Here is a 9,434-nt window from a genome sequence, read left to right on the forward strand (position 1 = left end):
TCGTTGGCAGGTCCGGCCGGATAAGGAACCCCGGTCCATTCGTTATGGTGGTGCCCGCCCCCCTATGGCACCGACGGCGAGGAATTTCGCCGGGTGCGGCGCACGTATATCGCAGTTATTTACGCGCCTACAACGGGCAAAAATGCGGTACGCGACAATAATTTACGACGGATCTTAACTTTAAAATCACGCTTCAATCGCATCCCGATCAAGCACTTAGGCGCGTAAAAAATGTGACCAATGGCACATGACTGATCATTGAGATAGGAAAAATTCCTAGCTTCCGACCAAAAACACCGGGGTTTTCACGGCCTTCCGTTCGGCCATCGATTCACGAAACTTCTCAAACGCAAGGTGTTCGAAAGGAAGGTCGCTGTACACCTAAGTGGGCCTTCGTGCGTTTGTGCGCGAAACGCCGGGGGGCGGCTCGTCATACCTACCGAGGTTCCAAAGCGCATGAACGACAATTCAATGGGTTCCATCCTGGCGGACATCGCCGGAAACGGGTCGGAGACCAGCCGTGGGGCCGCCATCGTCCCACCGTCCTCCTTCGCCAGCCGGGTTCGCCAAGTCATCAAGATGTCCGGTAGCGTGAGCGAGATCGCACGCCGCTGCGGCTTTTCCGAAGGCGTGGTGCGGAGCTGGCGCGACGGCAACACCGACCCGTCCCGCGGTCGCTGCGTCACCATGGCAAAGACGCTGGGCCTGTCGCTGGTCTGGCTCGCCGCCGGGGAAGGGCCGATGATGCTCGACGGCAGCGGCGAAGGCACCGTGGCACGCATGGAGAGTTCCGAGTCCACGCGTACCCGCGAAAGCCAGCACGCTTCCGTGGCCAGCCCGCTGGACGCCTCACGCCTCGCGGCGGCGATGAAGCTGCTGCAGTCGGATATCGAGATGACGGGAAGCCGTTTTTCGCCGGTTCGCCATGCCGATCTGGTGGCGGAGATGTATTCGATCCTGGGACGCTCGGGCGAATCGGATTACGCCGATCGCATGATCGCGTTCCGCCATACCCTGATGTCCCGGATCAACGACGACCAGGGCGCCGCGGCGGCCTGAACCGGGGTATGCCGGGCCGCGGATGCCCCGCCATGGCGCGGGGCGTCCGGTTTGCCCGCGTCAGAGACGCGAGATGTCGGCGATCTCGCCGAACGTCGCCTTGAGCTGCGCCAGCAGCGCGAGCCGGTTGGCACGCACGACCGGGTCTTCGGCATTGACCAGCACATCGTCGAAGAAGCGGTCGACAGGCGCCTGGAGCGCCGCCAGGCGCGCCAGCGCGCCGGTGTAGTCGCCCCCTCGCCACATCCCTTCGGCATCGCGGCGGGCTTCGCCCAACGCCGCGTGGAGCTCACGCTCGGCGTCCAGCTCGAAATGCGCGACATCGACGGTGGACGGGATCGCCGACGCGCCGGCCTCTTCGGCCTGCTTGCGCAGGATGTTGGCCACGCGCTTGTTGGCGGCGGCAAGGCTCGCCGCCTCGCTGCGACGGGCGAACTCACCCACCGCACGCAGGCGGCGATCGAAATCGGGCAACGTGGCCGGCGCCACCGCCAGCACCGATTCGAACTGATCGACACTGAAACCCTGCTCGGTGTAGTAGCCGCGCAAGCGTTCCAGTACGAAGGCGTGCACCTCGTCGCCCAGTTCGCGCCGGCGGGCGCCGATGTCGACCACCGGCGGCTTGCCGTCCTTGCCCGGCTTCACCCCGGCCACGAACGCGGCTTCGGGCACCAGCTCGAAGGCTTCGGTAAAGGTGGCGCGCAGGTCGATATCCAGGTTGCCCTCGATGAGGGTGCGGGCCAGGCCCAACGCCGCGCGACGCAGGGCGAAGGGATCCTTGTTGCCGCTGGGCTTGAGCCCCACGGCGAAAATGCCCGCCAGCGTATCGAGACGCTCGGCGACGGCGAGTACCTGTCCCACCTTGCCCGAGGCGATGGCATCGCCGCCGAAACGCGGCTGGTAGAAGCTGTCGAGGGCGTCGGCCACGTCGACGTCGATACCCTGGCGGGTAGCGTAGTAACGTCCCATCACGCCCTGCAACTCGGGAAACTCGCCGACCATGCGGGTGAGCAGGTCGCACTTGGCCAGGGCCGCCGCATGGGTGGCCTTGCCGGCGTCGATCCCCACGCGGTTGGCGATGATGCGCGCCAGTTCGGCCACCCTGACGGTCTTGTCCCAGAGGCTGCCCAGCGATTGCTGGTAGGTGACGCTCTTCAGCGCATCCTGATAGTCGGCCAGCGGCGCGTTGAGGTCCGCGTCCCAGAAGAACTTGGCGTCGGCGAAGCGGGGGCGGATGACGCGTTCGTAGCCCTTGCGGATTTCCGCCGGATCACGGCTCTCGATGTTGGCCACGCCGATGAAATGCTCGGTCAGGCGACCGTTCCCGTCGAACACGGGAACGAACTTCTGGTTCGTCTCCATGGTGGTGACCAGGGCTTCGGGGGGGACATCGAGAAACTCACGGCCGAAGGTGCAGGCGATGCCGACCGGCCATTCGGTGAGATTGGCGATCTCGTCGAGCAGGCCGTCGGACAGGCGGGGCCCGCCCCCGGTGGCGACGCGCGCCACCTCGGCGCGAACGCGCTCGCGACGCTCCGCCGGATCGGCCATGACCTTCGCCTGGCGCAGGGCGTCGAGCCAGCTGTCGGCGTCGGCCACGTGAACGGGTTGGGGGTGGTGGAAACGGTGGCCCTGGCTGAGCCGGCCGCTCTTCACGCCCAGCACTTCGCCTTCGACGATCTCCGCACCGTGCAGCATCAGCAACGTGTGCACCGGGCGCACGAAGGTGTCGTCGCGATCGCCCCAACGCATGGCCTTGGGGATCGGCAGCGCTTTCAGCGACTCGCCGACGATCTCGGCGAGCAGCGACGCGGTCGGCTGGCCCGGCTTCACCGCGCGGAACACGAACCATGCCCCCTTGTCGGTTTCGAGCTTCTCCAGGGCGGAGACCTCGACGCCGCAGGATTGCGCGAAGCCGATGAGCGCCTTGCTGGGCTCGCCACCGGCACCGAGGCTGGCGGCGACGGCGGGGCCCCGGCGCTCCACGTTCTGTTCGGGCTGGGCCACGGCCACGCCCGGGATGTGCACCGCGAGGCGTCGCGGCGACGCGTAGGTCCGGGCCGCGGCGTAATCGCCGGCCACGCCACGTTTCTCCAGGCCTTCGACGATGCCCCGCGCGAACGCGGCGGCGAGATCGTCGAGCGCCTTGGGCGGCAGTTCTTCGGTGCCGAGCTCGATGACGAGCGGCAGGCGCTTATCGGCCATGGACGGCCTCCTTGCTGTTCTTCAGGCCGGGGAAACCGAGTTTTTCGCGCTGGGCCACGTAGGCCTCGGCCACGCTGCGGGCCAGCGTGCGCACGCGCAGGATAAAGCGCTGGCGCTCGGTGACGCTGATGGCACGGCGCGCGTCGAGCAGGTTGAACGCATGGCTGGCCTTGCAGACCTGCTCGTAGGCCGGCAGCGGCAGGCCCGCGGCGATCAGCTTTCCCGCCTCGCCCTCGCACACGTCGAACCAGTGGAACAGCTCGGGCACGTTCGCGTGCTCGAAGTTGTAGGTGCTCTGCTCCACCTCGTTCTGGTGGAACACGTCGCCATAGGTGACCACGCCGTGCGGTGCATGCGTCCACACGATGTCGTAGATGCTGTCGACGTTTTGCAGGTACATCACCAGGCGCTCGAGGCCATAGGTGATCTCGCCCGTGACGGGACGGCATTCGAGGCCGCCGGCCTGCTGGAAATAGGTGAACTGGGTGACTTCCATGCCGTTCAGCCAGACCTCCCAGCCGAGGCCCCAGGCGCCCAGCGTGGGCGATTCCCAGTTGTCCTCGACGAAGCGCAGGTCGTGCACGAGCGGATCGATGCCCAGCGCCTTGAGCGAGCCGATGTAGCGCTCGAGGATGTCGTCGGGGTTGGGCTTGAGCACCACCTGGTACTGGTAGTAGTGCTGCAGGCGGTTGGGGTTGTCGCCGTAGCGGCCATCGGTAGGTCGGCGGCAGGGCTGCACGTAGGCGGCGGCCCAGGGTTCGGGTCCGAGCGAGCGCAGGAACGTGGCGGGATGGAACGTACCCGCGCCGACCTCGGTGTCGAGGGGCTGGACCAGCACGCAGCCCTGCTCCGCCCAATAGCGGTTCAGGGTCTGGATCACGTCTTGGAAGGTGGGCGCGGACATGGTTCCCGGGTCCTTGAGAAAGCGGGCTAGTATAGCGGCGTCGTCTTTCATGAGGGATCGCCTGGCCATGGCAGTCAATCCGCAATCGGGGTCACTGCTGGGGCGTCGCGGGCGGCTGGAACTCGAAGAGGTACTCGCCTCGCTCGTCGTCGACGGTTTTATCAGCGGCGACGATGCCAAGCGGGCCCGCGCGGGTGCGCGTGGCGGCAAGACGGCCATCGAGCTGAACCCCCTGGTGTTGATCGCCAACGCGCGGCTGGACAACCTGCGCGATCCGGGCCGCCCCCTGAGCCTGGAGGGCCTCGTGGAATGGCTCGCCGGCAAGGCCGGCCTGCCCTACCTCAAGATCGACCCGATGAAGGTCAACGTGGCCCAGGTCACGCAGGTGGTAAGCAGCGCCTATGCCCAACGCCACCGCATCCTGCCGGTAAGCGCCTCCCCGTCCGAGGTGGTGTTCGCCACGGCCGAGCCCTTCGACACGGCCTGGGCGAACGACCTGGCCCACATGCTTCGACGCGACGTGCGCCGGGTGGTGGCGAGCCCCATCGACATCAACCGCTACCTGCTCGAATTCTATGGCGTGCAGCGCTCGATCCAGCTCGCGCAGGACGCCAAGGGCAACGAGCCGTCGAAGATCATCAACTTCGAGCAGCTGGTCGAACTGGGCAAGGGCGGCGAAGTCGGCGCCGACGATCGCCACGTGGTGCACATCGTCGACTGGCTCCTGCAATACGCTTTCGAACAACGCGCATCCGACATCCACCTCGAACCACGGCGCGACGCGGGTCAGATCCGCTTCCGCATCGACGGCGTGATGCAGAAGGTGTTCGAGCTGCCGCCGCCGGTCACCACCGCGGTGACGGCGCGCGTGAAGATCCTTGCCCGGATGGACGTCGCCGAGAAACGGCGCCCGCAGGATGGCCGCATCAAGACCCGATCCGCCGGTGGGCGCGAGGTGGAGTTGCGCATCTCGACCATGCCGACCGCCTTCGGCGAGAAGGTGGTGATGCGTATCTTCGACCCCGACCTCGTCATGAAGGACTTCTCCCAGCTCGGATTCTCCGACGAGGAAGCCCGCGTCTGGCGATCGATGGTCGAGCGGCCACACGGTATCGTGCTGGTGACCGGGCCCACGGGTTCGGGCAAGACCACGACGCTGTATTCCACGCTCAAGCACCTGGCACGCCCCGAACTCAACGTCTGCACGGTCGAAGACCCCATCGAGATGGTGTCGCCCGAACTCAACCAGATGCAGGTGCAACCATCGATCGACCTCGACTTCGCGGCGGGCGTGCGCACGTTGCTGCGACAGGATCCCGACATCATCATGATCGGCGAGATCCGCGACCTCGAGACCGCGCAGATGGCAGTGCAGGCCTCGCTGACCGGTCACATGGTGTTGTCCACGCTGCATACCAACGACTCGCCCAGCGCCATCACCCGCCTGCTCGACCTGGGCGTGCCGCACTACCTCATCCAGTCCACCCTTGCCGGCATCGTGGCACAGCGTCTGGTCCGAACGCTGTGCCCGCATTGCAAGCGTCCCGCCGAGCAGGATGCCGACGCCTGGTCAGTGCTCACCCATGGCTGGGAACTGTCGTTGCCCACACGGGTCTATGAGCCTGTCGGTTGCCTGGAGTGCCGTAAGACAGGCTACCTGGGCCGAACGGGCGTCTACGAGATGATGCCGTTGTCCGCGCGCGTGCGTGGCGGCATCACCGCATCGCTCGATCTCGCCCGGCTCACCGACATCGCCTTGCGCGAAGGCATGAAGCCGTTGCGCATTTCCGCCGCGGCGCAGGTTGCCGCCGGCCTCACTACGGTGCGCGAGGTACTCAACGTGCTTCCGCCCTCGGACATCGACGACGCACTACCCGCATGAAGCCCGTCCTTATCGTTCGCACCGGCCGCGCGCCCGACGTCATCAGCGCGCGCCACGGCGATTTCCCTCGCTGGTTCCAGCTCGGCCTCCGTTTGAAGAGTCCCCGTATCCGCGTCGTCGACGTCGAACACGGCGATGCGTTGCCGCCCCCGTCCGAATGCGCGGGTGCCGTCATCACCGGATCCGCGTCGATGGTCACCGAACGCCTGCCCTGGAGCGAGCGCACCGCCGGCTGGATCCGCGCCGCCATGGATGTGGATCTCCCGATGCTCGGCGTCTGCTACGGGCACCAGTTGATGTCCCATGCCTTGGGCGGCCGCGTGGATTACTTACCCGGCGGCCGTGAAATGGGGACCGTGAAACTCTCCACGCATGCTCACGCCGCGGGCGATCCCCTGGGCGGCGTCCTGCCGGACACCTTCAACGCACATGCCACGCACGAGCAAAGCGTGCTCGAGTTGCCGCCCGGCGCGGTGACGATCGCCTGGTCCGACCGCGATCCGAATCACCTGGTCCGATATGGCAAGCATGCGGTGAGCACGCAGTTCCATCCGGAATTTTCGGCCGAGGTGATGCGCGCCTATATCCGCCGCAAGCACGACGTGCTTCGCGACGAAGGCCACGAGCCCGAAGCGCTGCTGGCCGCCGTCACCGCTACGCCCGTGGCAACGAGCCTGCTTCGTGGCTTCGTGCGTGAGCACCTGGGCATGGCCCGCGAGCCATCACCCGCGTAGGCGACGTTCGATCGCTCCGCGAGATACCAGGGCGAAGACGATGCCGAACAGGAATCCTCCGATGTGGGTCCACCACACCACGGCACCGTAGCTCGCGCCCGCATAGCTGAAGAGCAACTGCACCAAGGCCCATATGCCGATGAGCACGAAGGCGGGCACGCGCACGAATTCGAGATAAAGACCGAGCGGCACCACCAGGCCCAGGCGTGCGCGCGGAAACAACGTAACGTAGGCACCGACCACGGCAGATACCGCACCACTGCACCCGATGATCGCCACACGCGCGCCGGTGAGCGAAATCGCACCGATGAGATTGGCCACGATGCCTCCAAGCAGGAAGAGGAGCAGGAAGCGCGGTGAGCCGAGGCTACGCTCGGCGGGCAGGCTGAAGATCACCAGGAACAGCAGGTTGCTCAAGAGATGCAGCCAACCGCCGTGAATGAAGATCGCGGTGAACAGGCGCAGCAGCGCCGGGTCGCTTACCTGCTCCCACAGGGGAAGGCCGGCGGCGAAGAGATGCGCGGGAACGGTCCCCCAATGCAGCATGATCCAGATACGCTCGCTGCGGCCACTCAAGGCCAGGGCGACGAACGAGACGACGCACACGACGACGACCAGCATCGTTGCCCAGCACAACCGCGAACGGCGGCGGGTATCCACGTGAACGAACATGGCTCAGGGCACGCCGCGTGCGAGGTGCGGGCCTTCCGTTTCCAGCGACGACAACGCGAACATGGTTTCCGGCCCGACCACGCCATCGGCGGCGATACCGAAACGTTCCTGCACGCTCCGCACGCGCGATTCCACGGCGCGATCAAACGATGCTCCGACGGCTGAACTCGGACTGCCACCCGGCGGCAGGTGGGATAGCAGCCAGCTCACACCCTGACCGCTGTCGCCCCGCGAAAGCTTGGCCGGCACGGTGGGATCGATGCGGAAGACCGCATAGAACCGGCCGTTCCATATGTGCGAGAACGCGTCGCGGGTAAGCTCGACATATTTGCCGCCAAGGTAGAGCCTGACGGCTTCATCGCCCACGCCTACCATCAAAACCTGCTGATTGCCGTTGGCTTCGTCGAGCTCCAGCACCATCGGACGATCAAAGCGACGGAGCTGGTCAAGCGAACCTCTCCCACTGACGCAGGCGAGTCCGGGGAAGATGGTCGCGTCGCAATGGATCGCGTTGGTCACCGACGTTTCCTTCGACGTGACCTGCCAGCGTGCCAGTAACTCGCCCCATACGCGCAGTTTGCCGATATCCCCAGGCGGCAACGCGTCCTTGAATTTCGCCAAGGCCTGATCGGGTGTCGCGGTAACGAGGTTCTTCGGCCGCGAGGGGCTGCGGCCGGAGAGGAACCAGGTGGCGGTTCCGCCGACGAACAAGAGGATGGCCAAGCCGCCCACCAACAGCAGGGCCTTGCGGTAGCGACGCAGCCAGTAGCGGGCATACTGCGGGAGCACCTCACGGGCGACGAAGCCCAGGGCGCGCTCGCCGATCGACTGCTCGCCGCGCTCCGCCGCCCGTTCCAGGGCCCGGTGGGCCAGCGCATTGAGCCGTTGCGGGTTGCCCTTGCCGTCGTCCCTGAGACTCCGCAGGCCCAGGCGGCTGAATGGCATGCGCGAGGTACCCGCGACGTGCAGGCGGTGCCTGACGTAGCGCTCGCTCTCTTCGGCATTGAGCGCGGCCAGAGGCAAGCGACTACGAATGCGGTCCGCGAGCGCCGGCTTGTCGTGGGCGGATAGGCGGTCGCGAAGACTCGGCGCGCCCGACAGCACGAGGTGAAACGACGTGCCCTGCTTTTCGCATCCCGCCATCAGACGGTCGATATCATCCAGATGACTGTCGGAAAGCGCGTCCGCATCATCCAGGATCAGCAGAAAGCGCTTGTCGACATGGTGCGCCAAGCGCCCCAGTCCGGCAGCCAGACCGTCGACGAGATGGTCTTCGGTATTGGCTTCGGCACTCAAAGGCAACGGGAGACCGAATCCGGCATACATGGACCGAAGCCAGGCGACCGTGCCTTGGGCGTAATCGTCCGCGGTATGGCGAGTGGCGGTTACGCCATGGTCCGCCGCATCGGCCTCGATCAGCATGCAGAGCAGGCTCTTACCCATGCCGGCCTCTGCGGTGATCAACATCGCTCCGGTAGCCGTCGAGCCCAGTTCGTATTCAACATGCGCAAGAATCTCGCGCTCGCGCGTGAACAGGCACGCGAAGCGGAGATCCGGTGTTTCGCCGAACGGCGATTCGCGCAGCCCAAAGGTCTCAAGGTACATGGGCTTAGGGTAACCGATTGATCGCGGGGAAGGATTGGAGGCCGATAAGGAATCCCGACGCGGTAGTACAAAGAAAAACCCGGCCTCAACGAGACCGGGTTTCTAGGATAAAGCGCCTGGCGGTGACCTGTGGCGGGTCGTGCCCGCTGGGCACTGGAGCGGATAAAGAAAAAACCCGGCCTCAACGAGACCGGGTTTCTAGGATAAAGCGCCTGGCGGTGACCTGTTGCGGGTCGTGCCCGTTGGGCACAGGAGCGGGTAAAGAAAAAACCCGGCCTCAACGAGACCGGGTTTTTGGATAAAGCCCCTGGCGGTGACCTACTCTTGCATGGCTTGAGCCACACTACCATCGGCGCATGCGCGTTTCACTTCT

7 protein-coding genes are annotated in these 9,434 nt (G+C 65.7%); 3 read left to right on the top strand and 4 right to left on the bottom strand.

Going from position 1 to position 9,434, the window contains the following annotated elements:
- The first annotated feature begins 456 nt into the window (after positions 1-456).
- Complete coding sequence (locus tag JNG39_RS18870; protein WP_368313514.1) at positions 457-1,059, top strand: helix-turn-helix domain-containing protein; 603 nt, start codon at positions 457-459, stop codon at positions 1,057-1,059.
- Positions 1,060-1,119: 60 nt separating this feature from the next.
- Here JNG39_RS18870 and glyS read toward each other — a convergent pair whose 3' ends face one another.
- Together glyS and glyQ are read right to left on the bottom strand one after the other, a co-directional pair.
- On the bottom strand, positions 1,120-3,264 hold the full coding sequence (glyS, locus tag JNG39_RS18875) for a glycine--tRNA ligase subunit beta (RefSeq protein WP_368313515.1): 2,145 nt from the start codon (positions 3,262-3,264) through the stop codon (positions 1,120-1,122).
- A complete protein-coding gene (gene glyQ, locus JNG39_RS18880; RefSeq protein ID WP_368313516.1) occupies positions 3,254-4,168 on the bottom strand; it encodes a glycine--tRNA ligase subunit alpha in 915 nt (304 codons plus the stop codon). The genes glyS and glyQ overlap by 11 nt, the downstream gene beginning before the upstream one ends.
- Before the next feature lie 67 nt (positions 4,169-4,235).
- Here glyQ and JNG39_RS18885 point away from each other — a divergent pair, with 67 nt between their 5' ends.
- Both JNG39_RS18885 and JNG39_RS18890 read left to right on the top strand, forming a co-directional pair.
- A complete protein-coding gene (locus JNG39_RS18885; RefSeq protein WP_368313517.1) occupies positions 4,236-6,050 on the top strand; it encodes a GspE/PulE family protein in 1,815 nt (604 codons plus the stop codon).
- Positions 6,047-6,784: a glutamine amidotransferase gene (locus JNG39_RS18890; protein WP_368313518.1), complete on the top strand. Its 738-nt coding sequence runs from the start codon at positions 6,047-6,049 to the stop codon at positions 6,782-6,784. Before JNG39_RS18885 ends, JNG39_RS18890 begins: the two co-directional genes overlap by 4 nt.
- Here the strand turns inward: JNG39_RS18890 and JNG39_RS18895 are convergent.
- On the bottom strand, positions 6,773-7,405 hold the full coding sequence (locus JNG39_RS18895; RefSeq protein ID WP_368313519.1) for a rhomboid family intramembrane serine protease: 633 nt from the start codon (positions 7,403-7,405) through the stop codon (positions 6,773-6,775). The genes JNG39_RS18890 and JNG39_RS18895 overlap by 12 nt on opposite strands.
- Before the next feature lie 54 nt (positions 7,406-7,459).
- Positions 7,460-9,061, bottom strand: coding sequence for an AAA family ATPase (locus tag JNG39_RS18900; RefSeq protein WP_368313520.1), 1,602 nt, complete (start codon positions 9,059-9,061; stop codon positions 7,460-7,462).
- Positions 9,062-9,434 lie beyond the last annotated feature (373 nt).

The organism is Luteibacter sp. CQ10 (genome assembly GCF_040900725.1).
GTDB lineage: Bacteria > Pseudomonadota > Gammaproteobacteria > Xanthomonadales > Rhodanobacteraceae > Luteibacter.

Excerpts from the sequence above, each read along its gene's own strand:
- JNG39_RS18900 (WP_368313520.1), bottom strand. The coding sequence starts at position 9,061 with ATGTACCTTGAGACCTTTGGGCTGCGCGAATCGCCGTTCGGCGAAACA.
- JNG39_RS18890 (WP_368313518.1), top strand. The coding sequence starts at position 6,047 with ATGAAGCCCGTCCTTATCGTTCGCACCGGCCGCGCGCCCGACGTCATC.
- JNG39_RS18870 (WP_368313514.1), top strand. The coding sequence starts at position 457 with ATGAACGACAATTCAATGGGTTCCATCCTGGCGGACATCGCCGGAAAC.
- JNG39_RS18885 (WP_368313517.1), top strand. The coding sequence starts at position 4,236 with ATGGCAGTCAATCCGCAATCGGGGTCACTGCTGGGGCGTCGCGGGCGG.
- glyS (WP_368313515.1), bottom strand. The coding sequence starts at position 3,264 with ATGGCCGATAAGCGCCTGCCGCTCGTCATCGAGCTCGGCACCGAAGAA.
- glyQ (WP_368313516.1), bottom strand. The coding sequence starts at position 4,168 with ATGTCCGCGCCCACCTTCCAAGACGTGATCCAGACCCTGAACCGCTAT.
- JNG39_RS18895 (WP_368313519.1), bottom strand. The coding sequence starts at position 7,405 with ATGCTGGTCGTCGTCGTGTGCGTCGTCTCGTTCGTCGCCCTGGCCTTG.